19 protein-coding genes and 3 tRNA genes are annotated in these 20,323 nt (G+C 70.3%); 10 read left to right on the top strand and 12 right to left on the bottom strand.

Annotated elements, in window-relative coordinates; all coding sequences use genetic code 11:
• Nucleotides 1-34 precede the first annotated feature (34 nt).
• Together BMY97_RS19270 and BMY97_RS19265 are read right to left on the bottom strand one after the other, a co-directional pair.
• Entirely contained in the window at nucleotides 35-370 is a 336-nt protein-coding gene (locus tag BMY97_RS19270) for an NIPSNAP family protein (protein WP_091618264.1), read from the bottom strand.
• Nucleotides 367-1,488: a 5-methyltetrahydropteroyltriglutamate--homocysteine S-methyltransferase gene (locus BMY97_RS19265; protein WP_091618263.1), complete on the bottom strand. Its 1,122-nt coding sequence runs from the start codon at nucleotides 1,486-1,488 to the stop codon at nucleotides 367-369. The genes BMY97_RS19270 and BMY97_RS19265 overlap by 4 nt, the downstream gene beginning before the upstream one ends.
• Nucleotides 1,489-1,720: 232 nt before the next feature.
• Here BMY97_RS19265 and BMY97_RS19260 point away from each other — a divergent pair, with 232 nt between their 5' ends.
• Nucleotides 1,721-3,070: a nucleobase:cation symporter-2 family protein gene (locus BMY97_RS19260; RefSeq protein ID WP_091618262.1), complete on the top strand. Its 1,350-nt coding sequence runs from the start codon at nucleotides 1,721-1,723 to the stop codon at nucleotides 3,068-3,070.
• A gap of 3 nt (nucleotides 3,071-3,073) precedes the next feature.
• Here the strand turns inward: BMY97_RS19260 and BMY97_RS19255 are convergent, their stop codons facing one another.
• Nucleotides 3,074-3,625, bottom strand: coding sequence for a hypothetical protein (locus tag BMY97_RS19255; protein ID WP_143086232.1), 552 nt, complete (start codon nucleotides 3,623-3,625; stop codon nucleotides 3,074-3,076).
• A 147-nt stretch (nucleotides 3,626-3,772) separates the two neighbouring features.
• On the opposite strand from BMY97_RS19255, the gene BMY97_RS19250 reads away from it, so the two are divergent.
• Nucleotides 3,773-4,525, top strand: coding sequence for a rhomboid-like protein (locus BMY97_RS19250; RefSeq protein WP_245787394.1), 753 nt, complete (start codon nucleotides 3,773-3,775; stop codon nucleotides 4,523-4,525).
• Between the two features lie 120 nt (nucleotides 4,526-4,645).
• Nucleotides 4,646-7,396 (top strand): sensor domain-containing protein, encoded by a 2,751-nt coding sequence (locus BMY97_RS19245; protein ID WP_091618260.1) that lies wholly within the window; start codon nucleotides 4,646-4,648, stop codon nucleotides 7,394-7,396.
• Between the two features lie 8 nt (nucleotides 7,397-7,404).
• Here the strand turns inward: BMY97_RS19245 and BMY97_RS19240 are convergent, their stop codons facing one another.
• A complete protein-coding gene (locus tag BMY97_RS19240; protein ID WP_091618259.1) occupies nucleotides 7,405-8,232 on the bottom strand; it encodes an arylamine N-acetyltransferase family protein in 828 nt (275 codons plus the stop codon).
• 117 nt (nucleotides 8,233-8,349) lie between these two features.
• On the opposite strand from BMY97_RS19240, the gene BMY97_RS19235 reads away from it, so the two are divergent.
• Entirely contained in the window at nucleotides 8,350-8,700 is a 351-nt protein-coding gene (locus tag BMY97_RS19235) for a 4-fold beta flower protein (protein WP_091618258.1), read from the top strand.
• Between the two features lies 1 nt (nucleotide 8,701).
• Here BMY97_RS19235 and BMY97_RS19230 read toward each other — a convergent pair whose 3' ends face one another.
• The 5 genes from BMY97_RS19230 to BMY97_RS19210 all read right to left on the bottom strand — a co-directional run bounded on the left by BMY97_RS19230 (nucleotide 8,702) and on the right by BMY97_RS19210 (nucleotide 10,005).
• On the bottom strand, nucleotides 8,702-9,070 hold the full coding sequence (locus tag BMY97_RS19230) for a hypothetical protein (protein ID WP_143086231.1): 369 nt from the start codon (nucleotides 9,068-9,070) through the stop codon (nucleotides 8,702-8,704).
• Between the two features lie 81 nt (nucleotides 9,071-9,151).
• Nucleotides 9,152-9,225: transfer RNA gene (locus BMY97_RS19225), tRNA-Phe, on the bottom strand.
• 31 nt (nucleotides 9,226-9,256) lie between these two features.
• Nucleotides 9,257-9,330: transfer RNA gene (locus tag BMY97_RS19220), tRNA-Asp, on the bottom strand.
• Between the two features lie 30 nt (nucleotides 9,331-9,360).
• A tRNA-Glu gene (locus tag BMY97_RS19215) sits at nucleotides 9,361-9,433 on the bottom strand.
• A gap of 320 nt (nucleotides 9,434-9,753) precedes the next feature.
• Nucleotides 9,754-10,005 (bottom strand): hypothetical protein, encoded by a 252-nt coding sequence (locus tag BMY97_RS19210; RefSeq protein WP_091618256.1) that lies wholly within the window; start codon nucleotides 10,003-10,005, stop codon nucleotides 9,754-9,756.
• Nucleotides 10,006-10,492: 487 nt separating this feature from the next.
• Between BMY97_RS19210 and BMY97_RS19200 the strand changes: the two genes are divergently transcribed.
• Nucleotides 10,493-10,921 (top strand): hypothetical protein, encoded by a 429-nt coding sequence (locus BMY97_RS19200; RefSeq protein WP_091618255.1) that lies wholly within the window; start codon nucleotides 10,493-10,495, stop codon nucleotides 10,919-10,921.
• A 238-nt stretch (nucleotides 10,922-11,159) separates the two neighbouring features.
• Here BMY97_RS19200 and BMY97_RS19195 read toward each other — a convergent pair whose 3' ends face one another.
• Nucleotides 11,160-11,363, bottom strand: a complete 204-nt coding sequence (locus tag BMY97_RS19195; protein ID WP_003097368.1) for a cold-shock protein — start codon at nucleotides 11,361-11,363, stop codon at nucleotides 11,160-11,162.
• A 458-nt stretch (nucleotides 11,364-11,821) separates the two neighbouring features.
• Here BMY97_RS19195 and BMY97_RS19190 point away from each other — a divergent pair, with 458 nt between their 5' ends.
• The 4 genes from BMY97_RS19190 to BMY97_RS19175 all read left to right on the top strand — a co-directional run bounded on the left by BMY97_RS19190 (nucleotide 11,822) and on the right by BMY97_RS19175 (nucleotide 14,632).
• Nucleotides 11,822-13,027 carry a L,D-transpeptidase gene (locus tag BMY97_RS19190; RefSeq protein WP_218156818.1) on the top strand — a complete coding sequence of 402 codons (1,206 nt, stop codon included), beginning with the start codon at nucleotides 11,822-11,824 and terminating at the stop codon, nucleotides 13,025-13,027.
• A 268-nt stretch (nucleotides 13,028-13,295) separates the two neighbouring features.
• Nucleotides 13,296-13,592, top strand: coding sequence for a hypothetical protein (locus BMY97_RS19185; protein WP_091618254.1), 297 nt, complete (start codon nucleotides 13,296-13,298; stop codon nucleotides 13,590-13,592).
• 7 nt (nucleotides 13,593-13,599) lie between these two features.
• Nucleotides 13,600-14,151 (top strand): SigE family RNA polymerase sigma factor, encoded by a 552-nt coding sequence (locus tag BMY97_RS19180; RefSeq protein WP_091618253.1) that lies wholly within the window; start codon nucleotides 13,600-13,602, stop codon nucleotides 14,149-14,151.
• Between the two features lie 4 nt (nucleotides 14,152-14,155).
• Complete coding sequence (locus BMY97_RS19175) at nucleotides 14,156-14,632, top strand: hypothetical protein (RefSeq protein ID WP_091618252.1); 477 nt, start codon at nucleotides 14,156-14,158, stop codon at nucleotides 14,630-14,632.
• A 406-nt stretch (nucleotides 14,633-15,038) separates the two neighbouring features.
• Here the strand turns inward: BMY97_RS19175 and BMY97_RS19170 are convergent, their stop codons facing one another.
• Nucleotides 15,039-16,397, bottom strand: a complete 1,359-nt coding sequence (locus tag BMY97_RS19170) for an MFS transporter (RefSeq protein ID WP_091618560.1) — start codon at nucleotides 16,395-16,397, stop codon at nucleotides 15,039-15,041.
• Between the two features lie 203 nt (nucleotides 16,398-16,600).
• Between BMY97_RS19170 and BMY97_RS19165 the strand changes: the two genes are divergently transcribed.
• Complete coding sequence (locus BMY97_RS19165) at nucleotides 16,601-17,194, top strand: PaaI family thioesterase (RefSeq protein ID WP_091618251.1); 594 nt, start codon at nucleotides 16,601-16,603, stop codon at nucleotides 17,192-17,194.
• A 58-nt stretch (nucleotides 17,195-17,252) separates the two neighbouring features.
• Here BMY97_RS19165 and BMY97_RS19160 read toward each other — a convergent pair whose 3' ends face one another.
• Nucleotides 17,253-19,592, bottom strand: a complete 2,340-nt coding sequence (locus BMY97_RS19160; protein ID WP_245787410.1) for a serine/threonine-protein kinase — start codon at nucleotides 19,590-19,592, stop codon at nucleotides 17,253-17,255.
• Nucleotides 19,593-20,323 lie beyond the last annotated feature (731 nt).

The raw sequence follows: 20,323 nt of genomic DNA, 5'->3' as shown, positions 1-20,323 counted from the left end.
AAGCGCATCGGGCGAGATCCGGCGCGCGGACTCCTCAGCCCGGTTCCGCCTCGCCTTCGGACCAGTCCGGCAGGAGTGGCCGCATGAACGTGCGCCGGTAGCGCAGCACACAGCCGGACTCATCGCGGATCCGGTCCGCCGCAACGAATTCCGGGTCCACGTCGAACAACGCGCGGTAGCGCTCGTAGGCCGCGAGGCTTTCGAAGCTGAACAGGGCGCGGGCCTCGTCGCTGGCCCCCTCCGCGGGCAGGAAGTAACCGTGGTGGACGCCGCCCTCGCGGTCCACCAGCCGCATCCACTCGGCGGCGAAGCGCTCGAAGTCGGCGATCTTCGCCGGGTCGATCACGTAGTCGACGACGCACGTGATCATTCGCGGCCCCACACCCGTTCGGCGGTCGAGACAACCCGCTCCAGCTTCCGCAGCTGGTCGTCCACGGTCAGCTCGTTGCCTTCCTCCGTCGAGGAGAAACCGCATTGCGGGGAAAGGCAGAGCTGGTCGATGTCGACGAACCGCGAGGCCTCTTCGATGCGCCGCACGAGCGCGTCCGGGTCCTCCAGCTCGGGCCGCTTAGTGGTGACCAGGCCGAGCACCACGCGCTTGTCCCGCGGCACGAAGCGCAACGGCTCGAAGCCGCCGGAGCGCTCGTCGTCGAACTCCAGGAAGAAGCCGTCCACGCCCAGCTCGCCGAACAGCGCCTCGGCGACGAACTCGTAACTGCCCTCGGCCGCCCACGAGGAGCGGAAGTTGCCGCGGCACAGGTGGGTCGTGACGGTCATGCCGTCGGGCTTCCCGGTGAGCGCGGCGTTGATCTGCTCGATGTTGCGCAGGTGCTGGGTGTCCGGGTCGCCGCCCATGCGGGCGACGAGCTCGCGCTGGGCCGGGTCGTTCAGGTACGCGAGGCTGGTGTCGTCGAGTTGCAGGTACGTGCAGCCCAGCTCGCCCATCGCGGTCAGCTGCGCCGCGTACGCCGAGCTGAGGTCGGTGAAGAACTCGTCCAGATCCGGGTACACGGTCTCGCTCACCGCCGCCCGGCCGCCGCGGTAATAGACCATGCTGGGCGACGGGATGGTCAGCTTCGGCGTCACGCCGGCGTCGACGTGCGCCTTCAGGAATTCGAAGTGCCGGGCGAAAATCGGCTCCTCGAGCCGCACCTTCCCGTCCACCTGGAGCCCCGGCGGGCTGAACTCGAGGTCGCCGGCGAGGTTGTGGAACTTCACGTGCAGCCGCTCGTCACTGCGTGAGACGCCGCCGAGCGCGTAGATGAAGTCCATGTGCCACGAGGAGCGCCGGAACTCGCCGTCCGTGGCCGACGCCAGGCCCGCGGCCCGCTGCATCTTCACCACGTCGCGGATCGTGTCGTCCTCGACGGCGCCGAGTTGTTCGGCGGTGATCTCACCGTCCGAGTGCCGTCGCCGCGCCTCGCGCAGCACAGCTGGTCGCAGCAGGCTCCCGACATGGTCGGCGCGGAACGGAGGGCGTGGGGTCATACCCGGCATCGTCACACAGGCTGGTGCCCCGTGCCGAGCGCCGATCCGGCCCGATCGCCGAGGCCGGACCTGCCCGCGGCAGCCGAGAACGCCTCGACCCCACCGCGGGTCGTCGGACAGACCGGTGCCCCCAACGCCCGTCACCGGGAAACACGAAGATCATGCCGGGGACTTGCCACCGTCATCCGCGGCGCGTTGGCTGTGGCCCGGAAATCGCGCGAAAGGGCCCCTCATGACCGAACCCGTCCCGCACCCGGTGGACCAGCGGCTGCCCGCCGGCCGGCTGCTCCTGCTCGGCCTGCAGCACATGGCGATCATGTACGCCGGCTCCGTCGCCGTGCCGTTGATCGTCGGCAGCGCGCTGAAGCTCGACGCCGCGACCGTCGCCCTGCTGGTGAACGCCGACCTGTTCGTCGCCGGCCTCGCGACGCTGGTCCAGGCCATCGGGATCGGCAGGCTGCTCGGCATCCGGCTGCCGGTGGTGGCCGGCGCGACGTTCACCGTGGTGAACCCGATGATCCTGATCGCCTCGCAGTACGGGCTCACCGCGGTCTACGGCGCGATGCTCGTCTCCGGGGTGTTCGGGCTGGTGATCGCGAAGCCGTTCGCGAAGCTGATCCGGTTCTTCCCGCCGCTGGTGTCCGGCACGCTGCTGCTGGTCATCGGCATCTCGCTGCTCGGCCCGGGCGCGGCGATGATCGCGGGGCACGACACCGAGGCGCCGGACTACGGGTCGCCGTCACACATCGGGCTGGCGTTCGGCGTGGTGGCGCTGGTGGTCCTGTGCACGCGGGTGCTGCGCGGCTTCAGCAACCAACTCGGCCCGCTGATCGCGCTCGCGATCGGCCTGCTGGTCGCGATTCCGCTGGGGCTGACGCACTTCGGCGGGGTCGCGCAGGCGAGCTGGTTCGGGCTCGGGTCCCCGTTCCACTTCGGCGCGCCGACCTTCCCGATCGCCGCGGTGCTGTCGATGTGCGTGGTGATGCTGGTGACCTTCACCGAGTCCACCGCGGACCTGATCGCCGTCGGCGAGATCACCGGCCGGCCGGCGACGGACTCCGACCTCGCGCGCGGCCTGGCCACCGACGGCCTGTCCGCGATCCTCGGCGGCTGCATGAACTCGTTCCCCGACACGGCTTTCGCGCAGAACGTCGGCCTGGTGCAGATGACCGGCGTGCGCAGCCGCTGGGTGGTCGCGGTGACCGGCGGCCTGCTCGTGGTGATGGGGCTGGTGCCGAAGGTCGGCGCGTTCATCGCGGCGATCCCGGAGCCGGTGGTCGGCGGAGTCGCGGTGGTGATGTTCGCGATGGTCGCCGCGGTCGGGGTGCAGAACCTGAAGAAGGTCGAGTTCTCGGGAAACCACAACACTTTTGTCGTCGCCGTGGCGCTGGGCGTCGGGCTGCTGCCGGCGTTCGGGCTCGACCGCTTCGGCAACTCGGTCTTCTTCCAGCACTTCCCGGCGTGGCTGCAGACGATCTGCGGCAGCCCGATCACGGTCGCGGCCGTGCTGGCCTTTGTGCTGAACCTGGTGTTCAACCACCTCGGCCGGCGCGCGGAGCCCGATCTGCTGTCGGCGCCCTGAAACTCAGCAGAACAAGATGCCCAGCAGGCACGGCGGCGGAGGCGGCTTCGGGGTCGACGAGTGCGTCGGCGGCTGCGCGGAGGTGGACGGGTCCGGGGAAGACGGATCGCCGGTGGGCGTCGAGGAGTCGCTGTGCTGCGGCGGGGCCGAGTCGCGCGGTGGCGGCGAGTCGTGCGTCGAGCCGCCACGCGGGTTCAGCGGGTCCAGGGTCGAGGTGACGTCGGAGGAGCGCGGCTGGTCACTGGTCCCGTCGCCCGGGGACGACTGCTGTCCCTCCCCGCCGCTGGTGCCGCCGACGGTGGGCGGGTTGGTCTCGCTGACGCCGCCCGCACCCCCGGTGCGGTCCGGCATCTCGATCACCTTCATCTCGGTGACGTGCGCGGCCGTGTCGTTCGCTGTTGTCCCGAAGCCGACGAGCACCGCCGCGGCACCACAGCCGACCACGACGGCGAGCATCACGGCGACCATGCGCCAGCGCGACCTCGAAGGCGGCGGGACGCGCTCGCCCCAGCCTTCGCGCACCAGCAGATCGGCGACCGAAACCTCTTCGTTCACCAGCGGACCTTTCACCAGAGTGAGCCATTCTTACCGCAGAAGGCCACCGAACGGGTGAAGACTGACAGAAATTCCTACACTGCGTGCGTCACCCTAGCGGGTGACAGTCACAGCGGTTTCACAGCTGCCCTTAGTAAAAATCCCAGCATGACCAGCGAGCCTGGAACCATGCTGCTGCGCGCCCCCCAGCCGGTTCCCCTGCGAAAGCGCTGGTCCTTTTGGTTCCAGTGGGTGCCCACTCCGCGCAGTACCCCGTTCACGTTCGGCTACCTGGTGGTCCTGCTCGGCACCACGCTCCTGCTGCGTTTCGCCAGCTCGACGCTGACCGACAAGCTCCTGCTGCTCTCCAGCACCGACGCGCACAACCTGTGGCGCCGTCCGCTGACCTCGCTGCTGACCAGCGCGTTGTGGCTGGCCGACGGCGGCTGGCTCACCTACGCCGCCATCTTCGCCGTTCTGGTCGCGCCGCTCGAACGCCGCTTCGGCGCCGGCCGGACCGCGCTGGTGTTCTTCAGCGGCCACGTGCTGGCCACGCTCGCCACCGAGCTGCCGGTGATGGCCCTGATCAGCAACGGGGTGCTGCCGACCTCCGCGGGCCGCTGGCTCGACATCGGCGTCAGCTACGGCTTCTTCACCACAGCGGGCGCGCTCGTCTTCCAGCTGCGCGGCCGGCTGCGGATCGCGGCGGTGGCCGCGGTGGAGCTGTTCATCGCGCTCATCTACGTCACCGACGACCCCGGCAGCCTGGAGTCGATCGTGACGGTGCTCGGCCACCTGTGCGCGGCCCAGTTCGGCCTCCTGTTCTGGGGCGCCCGGCTGCGGGGCGCGCGGCCGCCCGCCCCGCCCGTCGAACCGCCGGTCGCCCGGCCCCGGCTGGTCGGGGCCGGCGCGGAAGCCTGAGGTCGGTTCACCACTGCGGCTGACCATGGAAAGTCCGGTCGTATCTGTGCGTATACAGCGAGATCCCCGGGTGGTGTAATCGACGGGCCATACGCCGATACGGGGGGACCGGGACGCATCATGGAGGCCGAAGCCGCCACCGCGGGCGAACCGGCGGGTGACGCTGCGGAGACGGCTTTGCGGGCGCGGCTGGCCGGTCTGGCCTCGGAAGGCGACACCGGCGTGATCTTCTCCTTCGACGCCACCGACACCACCCTCACCTGGCTGCCCGGCCTCGACGCCGTGCTCGGCCTGCCCGGCGCCCCCGGCGAAGACCTCTGCGAACAGCTGCTCGCCCTGCTCCGCCCACTCACCGCGAACCTGCGTGCCGTGCTGCCCGGCCGCGACTTCGAGCTGGAGCAGTCGCTGGAGACCGCGACGGGACAACCGCGCCGGATCCGGCTGCGGGCGCGCACCGTCGGCGAGCGCTCCCGCACCACCGGCCTGCTGGGCGTCGCGTACGCGGTGCCGGACGAGCAGCCGGGCAAGTCGGAGCTGGCCGAGCTGGCCGACCGCTACCGCGTGCTCGTGGAGCTGAGCCCGGACGCGATCTGCGTGCACGAGGGCGGGTTCGTCAGCTACGTGAACCGCGCGGCGCTCGACCTGCTCGGCGCCGGCTCGACGGCGGAGGTCTTCGGCCGCCCGTTCACCGACTTCCTCACCGACGGCTCGGCCGAGCGGCTGGCCGGCGGGGCGCGGGCGCTGACCGAGCCGGGCGCCGGGACCGGGCCGGTCGAGGCCGTGCTCAAGCGCGTCGACGGCAGCAAGCTCGCCGTGGAGACGATCACCGTGCGGACCGGCGGCGAGAGCACGCCGTCGTTCCAGGTCGTGCTCCGCGACGTGACCGGCCGCCGGGCCGTGGCCGACGCGCTGCGCACGCAGGCCGCGCTCGTGACCCACGTCAGTGACGCCATCATCGCCACCACCGGCGCGGGCATCGTGACCAGCTGGAACCCGGCCGCCGAGGCCGTGTACGGCTGGTCCGCGGCCGAGGCGGCGGGCCGGCCGGCGGCCGAGCTGGTGGGCGCCGAACTCGACCCCGGGGCCGTGCTGCGCGCGGGCGGCGTGGTCGAGCAGGCGCACCGAAACCGCACCGGCACGGCCCTCTCCGTCCGCGTTTCCGCAGCTGAGATGAATGACGGCTACGTTCTCGTCTGCGCCGACGAGACGGCCCGCCGCCGCGCGGAGCAGCGCTACCGCACGGTCGTCGGCGCGCTCGACGAAGGCGTGATGGTGATGGGCCCGACCGGGCGGCTCGAGTCGGCCAACCCGGCGGCCGGCCGCATCCTCGGCCTGACCCCGGCCGACCTGATCGGCGTCCCCAGCACCATGCTCGCGCTCTTCGACGAGGCGGGCTCGCAGATCCCGGACGAGGAGCTGCCGTCCGTGCGCACCCGGCGCACCGGCATCACGCAGAACGGCCGCGTCGCGCGCTGGCGCCGCCCGGACGGCCGTGACGTCTGGATCTCGGTGACCTCCCGCCTGCTCGACCCGGTGGACGCGGCGGGCGCGACGGCGGTGGTCTCGTTCACCGACATCACCGAGCGCCGCTCGATCAGCGCGCGCCTCGCGCACGACGCGACCCACGACCCGTTGACCCGCCTGGCGAACCGGACGCTGGTGCTCGACCGGCTGGACCGGCGCACCCACTGCCAGGCGTCCACGGTGCTGTTCCTCGACCTGGACAAGTTCAAGGTCATCAACGACTCCCTCGGCCATTCCGTCGGCGACCAGGTGCTGCGCATCGTCGGCGAGCGGCTGCGGCACGCCGCGGGCGCCGAGGACGTGGTGGGCCGTCTCGGCGGCGACGAGTTCGTGGTCGTCACGCAGGTCGCCACGGAAGACGGCGAGGTGCGGGCGCTGGCCGGGCACGTGCGCGCGGTGCTGGCCGAGCCGATCGTCGTGCACGGCCGCCAGCTGCACCTCGACGCGAGCATCGGCGTCGTGCTGGTCGGCCCGGACGACCAGCGCAGCGCCGAGGACCTGCTGCGCGACGCGGATGTCGCTATGTACCAGGCGAAAGCGCTCGGCGGCGGCCGGTTCGAGCTGTTCGACGTCACGCTGCGCGAGCGCATGCAGCGGCGGCTGCGGCTGGAGCAGGACCTGCGCGAAGCCGTCCACAATGGACAGCTGTGGCCCGCGTACCAGCCGGTGGTGGACCTGCGCACGGGCGAGATGGTGGCGGTCGAGGCGCTGCTGCGCTGGACCCACCCGAAACACGGCGAGATCTCACCGGTGGAGTTCATCCCGCTCGCCGAGGAGAGCGAGCTGATCAACGTGATCGGCAAGTTCGTGCTGCGTTGTGCCGCGCGCGAGCTGGCGCGCCTGCGCGCCGAACGCGGGCTCGACCTGAACCTGAAAGTGAACCTGTCCGTCCGCCAGCTCGACGATCCCGGCCTGGTGCCCGCGGTCCGCGACGTGCTCGCGACCACGGGCCTGCCGGCGGGCTCGTTGTGCCTGGAGATCACCGAAAGCGCGCTGATGCGGGACGAGGCCGCGGCCGCCGCCGTGCTCGCGTCACTGCGCGGGCTCGGCGTCCTGCTGGCGATCGACGACTTCGGCACCGGCTACTCGTCGCTCGCGCAGCTGCGCCGGCTGACGCTGGACACGCTCAAGATCGACCGCTCGTTCATCACCGGCATCGCCGAATCCCGTGACGCGGCGGCGATCGTCACGAGCATCATCGCGATGGCGCACGCGGTGGACCTGACCGTGGTCGCCGAGGGCGTCGAGACCGCCGAAGAGCTGGCGCTGCTGCGTGAGCTGGACTGCGACCAGGCCCAGGGCTACCACCTGGGCCGTCCCGCCGCGGCCGCCGACCTGTTTCAGTAGACGCTGTTTCAGTAGACGCGGAGCAGCGCTTCCAGCTCCTCCGCGGTGAGCACGACGTCCAGGCCTTCGAGCGCTTCCCCGAGCTGCTCCGGCTCGACGGTGCGGGTCTCGGCGGTGCTGTCCGGGCGGGTTTCGGTCAGCTCACGGCCGATCAGCCGGCGGAACCGGCCCTCGGCCAGCCGCATCACGACCAGCCGCCCGGTGAACGGCGAACGCGGGTGCGTCGAGGTGTAGTGGTGGTAGACCTCGTAGTCGATCGGCCGGCTGTGCACGCGATCGTCCAGCTCGTGCAGGTCGTCCCAGCCGTCGCCGTCCTGCTTCTGCAGCACCCACCAGCCGTCGCGCTCGATCAGCCGGTGCGCCCACCCGGCCTGGTCGACGACGGCGCCGTCCACCAGCGGCATCGGCACCAGGATCCCGGCCCCGAAGCCGACGTCGACCAGGTACCGCGTGCCCTCGACGGTGACCAGCAGGGCCATGTGGGTGTACGGCCCGTCCTTGCTCGGCTGCACGCGCGCGACCGCGCGCTGGACCTCGTAGCCCAGCCGCTCGGCGACGGCGGCGAACAGCCCGGCCTGCTCGTAGCAGTAACCGCCGCGCCGGCGTCCGACGAGCTTCGCGGCGACGACGTCCAGCCCGATCCCCTGATGCCGTCCCAGCACCACGTCGACGTTCTCGAACGCGATCGCCTCGACGTGTGCCCTGGTCAGCGCGATGAGCGCCGCCGACGACGGCTCCCGCCGCGGCTGCCCGATCCGCGCCAGGTAAGCGTCGACGTCCACTGTTTCGATGCCCCAGTCGCCGCGGTGCTTCAGCTCGGCCAGTCCCGTTGTCATGGCTCCAGTCTGAAACCTCCAGCCCGCTGGAGGTCAAGTCTTGTCCCATGTGGACGGTCAGGGCGACTTTACGAACTTTTTTCCCGCTTTCGCCGCGAATCGCCCTAACATCCGAAGATGGAACCGATCTACGACCGCCGTGGCCAGATCTGCGCCTGGCTCGACGAAGACGCCCTGCGCGACCTCGGCGGCCGGGTCACGGCCTGGCTGCACTCGGGCAGCGTCGTGAGCGCGGGTTCGGTGCACAAGGGCTGGTACCGCGCGGGCACCTTCCGCGATCACGTCGGCGCGGTCGTCGCGTGGACCGAGGCTTCGCACAGCGCGCCCCCGAAGCCACCCCACGAGCCGATGCCGATCAACCCGGTGAAGGCCGTGCGTCCCACGAAACCGGCAATGCCCCGAGGCCCGCTGAAGCCGGTCGACGCGTCAACCTGGTCCGCGCTGACCTGGGCCGCGTACGTGAAGTGAGTCAGCCGCCGTAGAAGTCCCCGAGCGAGGTCCGGGTGTAGGAAATCAGCAGGTCAGCCTGCTCGAAGCCGGCGGGCAGACAGCCACGCACCCCGTCGAGCAGCTCACCGAATCCGACCGGCGGCGTCACGGCATGCGCGAGCGGGTGGCGTTCGCGCAGCTGCTTCATCAACTCGGCGATGTGGATCACGGCGGCATTGGCGTCGGTCTGCCACAGCCAGGCCAGCACCTCCCCGAACGCCTCCGGCGGCCGCGCGACCCCGTCCCGGCCGCTGGTGCGGAACCGGTCGATCAGCTCGGTGGCGGTCCCAGTGACGCTGGCTTGCCTCAACGCGCTGACCACGGGCCGCGGAACGGCAACGGTTTCCATGGCCCCGATACTGGCACCGCCCGGCGTGCCCGGGCACGAAAAAACCGCCCCGACACGGTCGGAGCGGTTCTCTGCGAGCGGTGGCCAGGGCCGGGGTCGAACCGGCGACCTTCCGCTTTTCAGGCGGACGCTCGTACCAACTGAGCTACCTGGCCGCGAACGCCGGCCAAGAGCCGAACGATCTTGCGACCCTGACGGGACTCGAACCCGCGACCTTCGCCGTGACAGGGCGACGCGCTAACCAACTGCGCCACAGGGCCTTGCATACTGCTTGTCTTGCTGGTGAAGCGTACTCCCAACGGGATTCGAACCCGCGTTGCCGCCTTGAAAGGGCGGAGTCCTAGGCCACTGAACGATGGGAGCCCGGTCGGTTTCGGCTGACCGACCGACCGCGCTCTCAGGTTCCCCCGGGAGCGATTACCAGCATAGGGCACCCGGAACCAGCCGCGCGCCGGGGGGTTCCTTAACGGTCAACAGGCCCGGGACCTGCGACGACGCCAGCCTACGCCCACCCAGCCGTGATCGCCCGGCCGCCGGGCACGCCATGCCCGCGTCGCCGAACCGGCCTCGGCACCGGCACCGGACTCGCCGATCGACCGCAACCCCGCCGAGCCGGACCTGCGCTCCGCAACCACCGCGGACAGGCCGGTCGCCGCCGGGCCGAAGGCCGTAAAGCCCCGCGGTCAGCGCTGGACCGGAGCCTGGCCATCGTCGTCGAGGGACAGGCCGAGCATGTCCAGCAGTTGGGCGCAGTCCTCGACCCCGAGCGCCCCGTTGGCGACCGCGAGCCGAGCCCGGCGCACTTGATCGTTGGACACGCGCTGGGTGTCGGACGCCCCGCGCTGCGCCGGCACTCCGCCGGGCAATGTCGTGCTACCCCCATCGGCACCTTCGTACCGAAGGAGGAACTGTCGAACTTCCACAGACCCGCTCATGGCTCCTCCGCCCGGTTCACAACCAACTGGCCGCGAGGCTAACCAGCGCCGGGCGGAACACACAGCCCCCCGGAGAGTGAACCTGGCGCCACTCTCCGCACAACTCAGCGCAATCGCCGAACAGTTTCACGAGATCGTGAATGTGAACCGGGCAACGGTTTTCTCCCCTGTTCCACTCGCCGAACCCCGGAACTCGTGCAACAATCGATGGTGCTGACACACCCCCGGTCAGCGCCTGTGGAGATCCCCTCCGACCCCCGCGTTCCTCCCCCTGGCGCGGGGGTCTCTCCATTTCTGCGGCTTTCGCCGACAGTCTGCCGATCTACCCGGTGATCTACTGACGGCACAGCAGGTCAACCCCCTGTCACGGAATGGCGTTTACCTTCTGGGCTGTTCAGGTGATCGAATAGGCTTAACGAGCGATGAAACGCGTGTGTCGTGGCTCACAGTGGTTTGATTGCCGAGACCCAACCGTTATCGTGTCGGAGTGCCTCTTCCCTCCCTCGGCCGCCTCGGCAGCCGTACGAACCTGAAGGCCGTCTCCCCCGGGCGGCACCGCAATGCCGTCAAGACGGCTGAAGACCAAGTCGCTGAGGACAAGGAGCTCACCAGCTACCTCGCCGCACTGGCCCCCGACGCCGACGCCGACCCCGGCAGCACCGGGACGGGCAAGCGCTTCGGTGAGGCGCAGGTCTACCAGCTGCGGATGAACCTCATCGCGAGCCAGCAGCTCAAGGACATCGCGAACGAGCGGGACATCTCCCCGCAGGCGCTGGCCCAGGAGTGGATCCTGGAGCGCCTCTCCTGGGAGGGCCAGGCCGCGTCCGCGCAGGACCGCCGCCACTCCGACGCGATGACCGACGAGTTCCAGTTCCCGTCCGACACGTTCGACGAGCCCCTCGCCGGCCGGCGCTGACCTCGGCGCCCCGCGATCCTGCCGAGCCCCCGGCGAAGTCCGCCGGGGGCTTTCTCTTTGCCCGCAAGGGAAATCCGTTGCGCCGGCCGCAACGTCGAGGTGCGTCCGAACGGTGGAACCTCAGCCCCGCACGTCCCCGCACGGAATCCGCACGCCGAGAACCGCATGAGAAAGGGCCCCGGCGATTTCCATCGCCGAGGCCCTTCACTTCAGGCCTGAGAAAACGCGTGGGCCTGACTCAGATAGCGCGGACCTTCTGGGCCTGCGGGCCCTTCTGTCCCTGGCCGACCTCGAACTCCACTCGCTGGTTCTCTTCGAGGGTGCGGAAACCGCGCCCCTCGATCTCCGAGTAGTGGACGAACACGTCGCCTTCGCCGCCATCCTGCGCGATGAAGCCGAAGCCCTTCTCCGCGTTGAACCACTTCACAGTGCCTTGCGCCACCGCTGTACTCCTCGTAACAGATCCGCTTCGAATGCCGCCGAGACGGCACCCCAGGCCGTCCCGGGCGGTTCCAACGAGTCGAGCTGAAGGCTGGTGGGCCCCACGGCTCGCGTCAGAAGTTCCGCGAGTGTGAAGCCACGAACACGCAAAACGACGGCCTGCGAGCAGAGTACCGGGATCTGGCCAAATCTGAACCCCGTGATCGACGCGATCGGTTCACAGACTCGCACGTCACCGGAACGTCGTATCGCCGCCTACACAGCGCTGTCGGTGCCCCCGACTACCCTGGGCTCAGCGGGCCGACACCGTCGATCACGATCACGGCACGGAGTCGGTCGCACTCCCGGTGTCAACTTCGGGGGAACCGATGTGACCCTAGTCACCACACTTTCGGTCAACGTTCGGGCCTCGCGGTACGTCTGGGTTAGTGGGGCAACAAGGGGTGAACGGGGACAAGTGTGACTTTCGGAAACTTCACGAGACGCCGGGCCGGCGTCGCGGTGCTGGGGCTGGTGGCGGCGCTGACGCTCGGGGCGTGCAGCAGCGAGCCGACGGTGAGTGCGAGCGGGACGTCCGGGGGCGGGCCCACGCAGGCACCGCCGCCGGCGGCGAAACCCGCGTCCGTCACGACTTCCCCCGCGGCCGGAGCGAAGGACGTGGCACCGGGAAGCCCGATCACGGCGACGGTCGCGGAAGGCACGATCTCGTCGGTCACGCTGACGAACCCCGACGGCAAGCAGGTGCAGGGCCAGGCGTCGGCGGACAAGAAGAGCTGGAGCGCCACCGAGGAACTCGGTTACGACAAGACGTACACGTGGTCCGGGCAGGCGGCGGGCAGTGACGGCAAGACGGTGCCGATCAGCGGCTCCTTCACCACCGTCAAGCCGCGGCGCCAGATGGCGGGCAGCCTGAACGTCGGCGACGGGCAGACGTACGGCATCGCGATGCCGATCGCGCTGACCTTCCCGAGCAAGGTCACCGACAAGGCGTCGGTGGAGAAGGCGCTGTCGGTCGAGACCACGCCGAAGACCGAGGGCTCCTGGGCCTGGCTGAACGGCGACACCTCCGTGCACTGGCGCCCGAAGGAGTACTTCGCGCCGAACACCACGGTGAAGGTCAACGCCAAGATCTACGGCGTCGACATGGGCGGCGGCACGTACGGCCGCCAGGACATCTCGTCCAGCTTCACCATCGGCCGCTCGCAGATCGTCAAGGGCAACACCCAGGAGCACCGCATGCAGGTGATCCGCGACGGCCAGCAGGTGCAGGACTTCCCGGTGAGCTACGGCCTCGACTCCGACCCGGGCCGGGTCACCCACAGCGGCACGCACGTGGTCATGTCGAAGCACGCGACGTACTCGATGAGCAACCCGCGCTACGGCTACACCGACGTCAACGTGCCGTGGGCCGTGCGCATCTCCAACAACGGCGAGTTCATCCACGGCCTGGCCGGCTCGATCTGGGCGCAGGGCAAGAAGAACATCTCGCACGGCTGCCTGAACCTGTCGCCGGCCAACGCGAAGATCTACTACGACAGCGTCCTGCCGGGCGACCCGGTGGAGATCACCGGCAGCACCCAGCAGCTGTCGTCGAAGGACGGCGACTACAACGACTGGACGTACGACTGGGCGTCGTGGAGCAAGCTCTCGGCCCTCGCGAGCTGAACGTCATGCGGGAGACCGGGCGGCCGGGAAGCCACGTGCTTCCCGGCCGTTCGCGTTCCGGCGTCCAGGCAAGGAAATTCGATGCAACCCCGTGGCCGGGCGAGCGCATGACTACTGCGTTAGTTCGTTACTAATCCGACTACAGCCACGGCGGAAACAGGCCCTGCAAGCAGATCGGCTGCAGCCCGTATCCGCCTACTTCCGGTCGGATTAGTAACGCAGAGAGGCGCCGCGGAACGGACGCGGCGCCCGTGACCGAGGAGATGTCTTGCGTATTCGCTTCGCTCTGAGCCTGGGTGCCCTGCTGCTCGCCGGGGGTGCGATCGCCGGCGGCGTCGCGTCGGCCGCGCCGGCGCCGACCGCGCCGACCCCCACGGACTCGCGGCCCGCACCGCCCACCGCCGCGCCCACCCCCGGGCAGCTCCCGGCCCCCACCGACCGGACGGCGCCCCGGGCGCAGCGCCCGTCGGTCGCGGCGCCGGGCAAGCCGAGGGCCGCGCGCGTGCCCACCGCGATCCCGGCCGGCCCGACCGGCGACCTGCACCTGCCGGCGATCTGGGGCTAACGGCCAGGTGAATTCCCGCTCCCGTCCGACGTCCGGGCCGGGCTCGCCGTGGGACGGCGAGTTCGCCCGGTACTTCGGCGAGCGCGCGCACAGCCTGCGGGCCACCGCCTACCTGCTCTGCGGGGACTGGCACCGGGCCGAGGACATCACGCAGGCCGCGCTGCTCAAGCTCTACCTCGCGTGGCCACGGCTGTCCCGGCACGACACGTTGGACGCCTACGCCCGCAAGGTCGTGCTGCGCACCTTCCTCGCCGAGAACCGGCGGAGCCGCTGGAAGCGGGAGCGCCTCACCGACGAACCACCCGAAGTCCCGGCCGCCGACGCCGAGACCGAACACGACATGCTGGTACGGCAGGCCCTCGCCGTGCTGGCGCCGAGGCAACGCGCCGTGCTGGTGCTGCGGTATTTCGAGGACCTGTCCGTCGAGGAGACGGCCACGACGCTCGGCTGCAGCACCGGCACGGTGAAGAGCCAGGCCTCGCGGGGCCTCGCGACCCTGCGGCAACGGCTCGGCCCGCACTTCGGTGTCTGGGCCCTCGATCGCACGGAAGGGAGGTGACGAGATGGAACCCGATGACCAGGTCCGCGTCCTGCTCTCGCAGGTCACGGACGGCCCGCCGATGCGGCTCGACGCCTCGGACGTGATCGCCCGCGGCGGCCGCGTCCGGCGGCGGCGCAAGCGCTGGGCCGTCGCGGGCAGTTCCGCGGCGACGGCGGCGGTGCTGGTGGTGGCCGGTTTCGCGGTCGGCCACCGCGCCGGCGCCCCGGCCCCGGTGGAGCCCGCCCGGCCGGGACTGTCCACCGTCGCCCCCGCCCCGTCTCCCCTGCCGACGCCCGGTGTGCTGCCCCCGGCCCAGTCGTCCGGCCCGATTTCGCCGCCACGGAGCCAAACCGCCACCGGCCCGCACCGGCCGCAGCCGGCGACCACGCCGGGCCGGGCCCCGCGTTCACCCGTCGGCGCGCCGAGCCCGCCGGCCGCTTCACTGCCGTCGGACACGGGCATCACGCCGACCGACTCGCGCCCCACCGCCGGCCGCTGACGATCTCTCGCTGACCTGGCGAAAACCTCCCGGCCGGGCTCCCGTTACCTGCCGGAAACAACGTGTCGGACGTCACCTGGATCGAGTGGCTTTCCCCCGAAATATCCGGGCGCCTGGTGGCGATGTACCGGGTGAGGAGTCAGACAGACTCCCGAGACCCCTAGCTCAGCCGGCGGTCGCCGCCGGCCCGAGAACCTGAGGAGGAAGCACCAATGGTGTTCGCCGCACTGATGCTCGAAACCGTAGTCGCCCTTGTGATCGCTGGTGGACTGGCCGCTTGGTCCCGTAAGCGCTTCACTCCTCGGGCCGAGGTCGCCGAGGCCCGCTGACCGCCGCGGCGCAAGCGTCCAACGAAACTGCCCCCGTCCATTGTGGACGGGGGCAGTTCCGTTGCCGGAAAAAGGAATCAACGAGAGGCGCCGGCCAGCTTGCCGCCGCTGTCCGCCGTGTCGATGTCCTCGATCGGGACCTGTGAGGTCTCCGGGATCTTGAGGATCGGGATGATCGCGATCAGCGCGGCGGCTATCAGGTAGTACGCCGGCCAATCCTTGTTGCCCGTGCTCTGGATCAACGCCGTCACCACCACACCGCAGGTGCCGCCGAACAGCGACGTCGAGATGTTGTAGCCGATGGCGAACGAGCCGTAACGCACCCGCGTCGGGAACATCGCCGGGAACGTCGAGCCGATCACCGCGAGCATCAGCACCAGCAGCACCGCGACGATCAGGAAGCCGATCACCAGCCACAGGATGCTGCCCGACTGCATCAGCTTGATCGACGGCCAGCTCAGCACGATGAACCCGATGGCGGCCGTGAGCAGCAACGGTTTTCGCCCGATCCGGTCGGACAGCGCGCCCAGCGGCAGGATGATCGCCATCTGCACGACTTCCACGCCGATGATGATGAACGTCGAGGTGTTGTCGTTGATCTTCAACGTGTCCGTGAAGTACGTCGGCATCGTGGTCAGCAGCATGTAGTCCGCGATGTTCAGCAGCAGCACGATGCCGATCAGGTTCATCACCATCCGCCAGTTGCGGGTGAAGATCTCCTTCAGCGGGGCCTTCGCCGGCTTGTTCCCGGACGCCTCCAGACGACGGAACTCCGGCGTGTCCTCGAGCTTCGACCGCAGGTAGAGCCCGACCATGCCCAGCGGCAGCGCGACGAAGAACGGGATCCGCCAGCCCCAGGACTCGACCTGGTCCGAGGACAGCGACAGCGTCACCGCCAGCACCACGATGTTGCCCAGCACGTAGCCGGCCAGCGTGCCCAGCTCCAGGAAGCTGCCGAAGAAGCCCCGGCGCTTGGTCGGCGCGTACTCGGCGATGAAGGTGGCCGCGCCGCCGTACTCACCACCAGTCGAGAAGCCCTGGATCAGCCTCAGCAACAGGATGGCGATCGGCGCGCCGATGCCGATGCTGTACCCGCCCGCGTACGTCGGCAGGCAGCCGACCAGGAAGGTGCAGCCCGACATCAGCAGGATGGTGATCGCCAGGACCTTCTGCCGGCCCAGCTTGTCTCCGAGCGGGCCGAAGAAGGCCCCGCCGAACGGCCGGACGATGAACCCGACCGCGACCAGCGCGAGCGATTTGAGCACCGCGTTGCCCTCGCCGGGGAAGAACACGGTGCCGATCGCGGTCGCGATGGCACCGGAGGTGAAGACGCCGTAGTCGTACCACTCGGTCGCGTTACCCATCGCGGACGCGAGCACTGCTCGTCGGACAGTTCTCTCGTCGACGGGTGGTTTTTCCGCCCTTGCCTCACTCATGCCCGCGACGACCTCCTCGTACACGTCCCATTAGTTCCGGTGGAGCTCATCCACCCAGTCTTGCCCGGGTGGGATTAATCGGCAGAGTGAGCCGGGAACTTTCTACCGTCCGGAATTTTCCGACTACTGTGCGCCGCAGAAAAGCGGCTTCGCAGGTCAGGCCGCGTGACCGGGCCGGCCTGCCGCGGGTTAACGTCAGGCGCATGAGTCGTGTTTCAGGACCGTGGCCGCCGGTGGACGTCGAGCCGCCCGCCGTCCACCCGAAGGCGCCCACTCCCGGCACCGAGCTCGGCATCCATTTCGACGAGTGCTTCGGCTGCGGCGACGAGTTCGAAGCGGGCCTCCACCTGCGGTCCCGGATCGGCGAAGCGCAGACGGTGTACTCGGAGTTCACCGTCACGGCCGCCCACCAGGGCGCCCCCGGGCTCGCCCACGGCGGGCTGCTGGCCTGCGCGTTCGACGAGGCGCTCGGCTCCACGGTGGGCAACCTGCTCCGCCGCCCGGCCGTCACCGGCAAGCTGGAGACGGACTTCCGCCGTCCGGTGCCGGTCGGCTCGACGCTGTACATCGAGGCGCGGCTGGACGGCACGGCGGGCCGGAAGATCTACGCCAGCGCCGACGGCCACCTCGACGCGCCGGACGGACCCATCGCCGTCTCCGCGCGCGCCCTGTTCGTCGCCGTGGGCTTCGAGCACTTCACTACTCACGGTGACCCTGCGGCGTTGAAGAAGCTGGCGGACGCGCAGGAAAAGGCCAAGCGCGTCCGCGAAGGCCGGGACTGGGAGATCAACCCCTGAACCGCTCGTGAGTGTTCCGGCCGGTGCTAACCGTCACGAACACTCACGAGCCGGTTGGTCAGGTCAGGGTTCGCGGCCGGATCGCGTTCGCGCGGTCCACCAGCTCGACGCGGTCCGCCGTCGTCCCGGCCAGGCGGGCGAGCGTGCGGTAGCAGCTCTCCAGGCCGAAGCGCACGTCACGCTCCTCCAGCTCGTAGCCCAGCACCTTCGACGATCCCGACGGCGTCGGCTGGCCCGGCGCGCGAAGCCACTCGTACGCGGCTTCGAGCACCTCCGCGGTCAGGCGCGTGCGCCGTTCCGCGTCGAGGCTCAGCCGCTCCAGCCGGCCCGACGCGTCCACCAGGTCGCTCTCGGACACCCGACCCTGCTCGCTGCCGTTGCCCTGGGCGCGGGACTTGATCTTGATGGCCGCGACCTGCGCGTCGACGTAGTGCGTGGACGTCGAAGGCACCGCTTCCAGCACCTCCACCGCGCTCTGGCGCGCACCCTGCGCCAGGTAGACGCGGGCGAGGCCGAACGCGGCGCTCACGTACGTCCGGTCGGTGCGCCACACCAGCTCGTAGAACCGCGCGGCGCCGAAGTAGTCGCCCACGCCCTCCGCGCTGACGGCGAGCGCCAGCTTCGGCGCGATCTCGCCGGGCAGGTCGTCGTAGACGGAATCGAACGCCACGTGCGCGACGCGCGGCCGGCCGCCGGCCAGCTCGATCAGGCCGCGGTACCAGTCGATGCGCCAGTCGTGCGGGAAGCCGTGGCGGATGGCCAGGTACTGCGCGGCCTGCAGCTGCCGTTGCGCCTCCACGAACTCGCCCAGCTCGATCCGCGCGCGCACGATCCGCAGCCGCACCTCGATGGACTCGCGTGGCGCGGTGGCGAGGGCCTCGATGGCCTCGCGCGGGTCGAGCGCGGTGGTCGTGGCGAGCACGCCCGCGGCCGGGTCGTCGGTGTCGACCTGCGGGATCGGCAGGCCGGCGACCACCTCGGCGGCGTCCGGCAGTGGCACGCTCGCGCCCTGCTCCGGCACCACCAGGTGCACGCCGAACGTCCGGCTCTCCGGCCCGAACACCGTCGACGCCGCCGGCCGCGGCTTGTTCGTGCCGAGCGCCATGATCTCGCGCAGCACCCCGGTCAGCTGGTCGGCCATGTCCTCGGCCGCGATGAACCGGCGGTCCGGGTCCGCGTGCGTCGCGCGCTTGAGGAACCGGTAGTACGAGCCGAACAAGGCGAACAGCGGCACCACGTCGGGGCCGGGGATCGTCGACTTGTACTTCGTGGTGTAGCCGGAGAATTCGAAGCTCAGCACCGCGAGCGTGCGGCCGACGGTGTAGAGGTCCGAGGAGATCGACGCGCCCTGCTTCGCCAGCTCCGGCGCGCTGTAGCCGGTGGTGAAGAACAGCGGGCTCTCGTAGTCGTCGACCCGCCGGACGGCGCCGAGGTCGATCAGCTTGAGCTGCTCGTGGGTCTGGATCACGTTGTCGGGCTTGAGGTCGCAGTAGAGCAGGCCCTGGCCGTGCAGGTAGCCGAGCGCGGGCAGGATCTCCAGGCCGTACGCGATGACCTGGCCGATCGGCAGCGGCTCCGGTCGTTTGCTCTCGCGGTGGTGCTGCAGGGCGAGCTGCCGCAGCGACTGGCCGCCGACGTACTCCATCACGATGTAGCCGACGGAGTTGCCGGTCTGCGCGTCCGGGTGCTGCACGAAGTTGTGGATCTTGACGATGTTCGGGTGCTCGACCTCGGCGAGGAACCGCATCTCGTTGGCGGCGGCGGCCATGGCCGTGGCGTCACCGGTGTCGATCAGGCCCTTGAGGACGACCCAGCGATCGCTGACGTTGTGGTCCTGTGCCAGGTAGATCCAGCCGAGCCCGCCGTACGCGAGCGCGCCGAGCACCTCGTACTGGCCGCCGACCAGCTCGTTGGGCTGGAGCTTCGGCAGGAAGGAGAACGCGGTGCCGCACTTCTCGCAGGTGCCCTCGGGCGAAGCGGGCGTGGAGCCCTTGGCCCGGCCGACTTTCGCGCTGCAGTTGCTGCAGTACCGCTTCTCCTCGGAGACGACGGGATTCGCGAGGACCGCCGTCGACGGGTCGCGGTAGGGCACGGGCGGGACGTCGATGAGCCCCGCGCCGAGCCGCCCGCGCCGCGACCGGCGGGAGCCGCGGGTACCCGTGCGCCGCGACGTGCCGGGGAACGACCCGGTGCCGCCGGTGCCACTGCCGGTCCCGGTACCCGTCCCGGTGCCGACACTGCGCGACCCGGTGCCGTGCCCCTCACTGTCCTGCTGCGGCAAAACGCTGTCGGTCCCGGGATTCGGCAACGGCTCCCCGCTCCCGGGCGCAACCCGCGGCGCGGGCGGCATGATGCTCTGCGTCGCGGGCGCCGGACTGGCAAGCACACTGGTCGGCATCGGCGCCGACGGATCCACAGGCGCCACCGGCTGCTGCGACTGCGGCAGAATCACCGGCGCCAGGTCACCGGGCGGCCGCGTGGGATCCTCCGCTCCGGCTACGGCTTGGGCTCGCTGGTTTGGCCGGTTTTGCTGGCTCTGCTGGTTTTGCTGGTTTTGCTGGCCCGACTGGTTCTGGTGACCTTGCTGGCCAGGCTGGTTTTGCTGGTTCTGTTGGCCGGACTGGCTCTGCTGGCCGGATTGACCGGGCTGGTTCGGCTGACTGCCCGCCAACGGCCGACTCGGCGAGGCGCCCTGCCCCGCAGTCGCGGACTTCCCCTGCTCAGCCGCCGAAGGCTGGCCCTGGGTCCCCGGCTGCCCGCTCCCCTGCGACTGCCCAGCGCCCTGCTTCGGCGCCTGGCCACGGCTGGTGCCGGGAGACTGCCCTGCGGCAGGCCCCTGGTTCGGATGAGCGGGCTGGCCCTGGCCCGGACCGCCCTGACCGGCCGCACCCTGGCCTGGTGCGCCCTGACCCGGTGCGCCCTGACCCGGTGCGCCTTGACCGGGTGCGGCTTGACCCGGGTGCCGTTGCTGGCCGGTCCGGCTCGGCTGCGGATACCCCTGCGACTGAGACTGCGGCGACTGAAGGTGCGGCGGATACGGCTGCCCCTGCGAAGGCGGCTGCTGCGCAAACGGCGGCCCATGCTGCTGCGACCGCGACCAAGGCGCCTGCCCCGCCTGCCGCTGCCCGG

Origin of the sequence: Amycolatopsis saalfeldensis (assembly GCF_900110575.1) — a bacterium.
GTDB classification, from domain to species: domain Bacteria; phylum Actinomycetota; class Actinomycetes; order Mycobacteriales; family Pseudonocardiaceae; genus Amycolatopsis; species Amycolatopsis saalfeldensis.
Note: the sequence above shows the minus strand (reverse complement) of the source record. Positions and strands in the feature narration are given on the sequence as shown.

Bases quoted from the DNA above. Each gene is read 5' to 3' on its own strand.
- BMY97_RS19235 (WP_091618258.1), top strand. From the start codon at position 8,350: ATGGAACCGATCTACGACCGCCGTGGCCAGATCTGCGCCTGGCTCGAC.
- BMY97_RS19230 (WP_143086231.1), bottom strand. From the start codon at position 9,070: ATGGAAACCGTTGCCGTTCCGCGGCCCGTGGTCAGCGCGTTGAGGCAA.
- BMY97_RS19245 (WP_091618260.1), top strand. From the start codon at position 4,646: ATGGAGGCCGAAGCCGCCACCGCGGGCGAACCGGCGGGTGACGCTGCG.
- BMY97_RS19175 (WP_091618252.1), top strand. From the start codon at position 14,156: ATGGAACCCGATGACCAGGTCCGCGTCCTGCTCTCGCAGGTCACGGAC.
- BMY97_RS19250 (WP_245787394.1), top strand. From the start codon at position 3,773: ATGACCAGCGAGCCTGGAACCATGCTGCTGCGCGCCCCCCAGCCGGTT.
- BMY97_RS19210 (WP_091618256.1), bottom strand. From the start codon at position 10,005: ATGAGCGGGTCTGTGGAAGTTCGACAGTTCCTCCTTCGGTACGAAGGT.
- BMY97_RS19165 (WP_091618251.1), top strand. From the start codon at position 16,601: ATGAGTCGTGTTTCAGGACCGTGGCCGCCGGTGGACGTCGAGCCGCCC.
- BMY97_RS19170 (WP_091618560.1), bottom strand. From the start codon at position 16,397: ATGAGTGAGGCAAGGGCGGAAAAACCACCCGTCGACGAGAGAACTGTC.
- BMY97_RS19265 (WP_091618263.1), bottom strand. From the start codon at position 1,488: ATGACCCCACGCCCTCCGTTCCGCGCCGACCATGTCGGGAGCCTGCTG.
- BMY97_RS19240 (WP_091618259.1), bottom strand. From the start codon at position 8,232: ATGACAACGGGACTGGCCGAGCTGAAGCACCGCGGCGACTGGGGCATC.
- BMY97_RS19270 (WP_091618264.1), bottom strand. From the start codon at position 370: ATGATCACGTGCGTCGTCGACTACGTGATCGACCCGGCGAAGATCGCC.
- BMY97_RS19260 (WP_091618262.1), top strand. From the start codon at position 1,721: ATGACCGAACCCGTCCCGCACCCGGTGGACCAGCGGCTGCCCGCCGGC.
- BMY97_RS19160 (WP_245787410.1), bottom strand. From the start codon at position 19,592: ATGCCGACCAGTGTGCTTGCCAGTCCGGCGCCCGCGACGCAGAGCATC.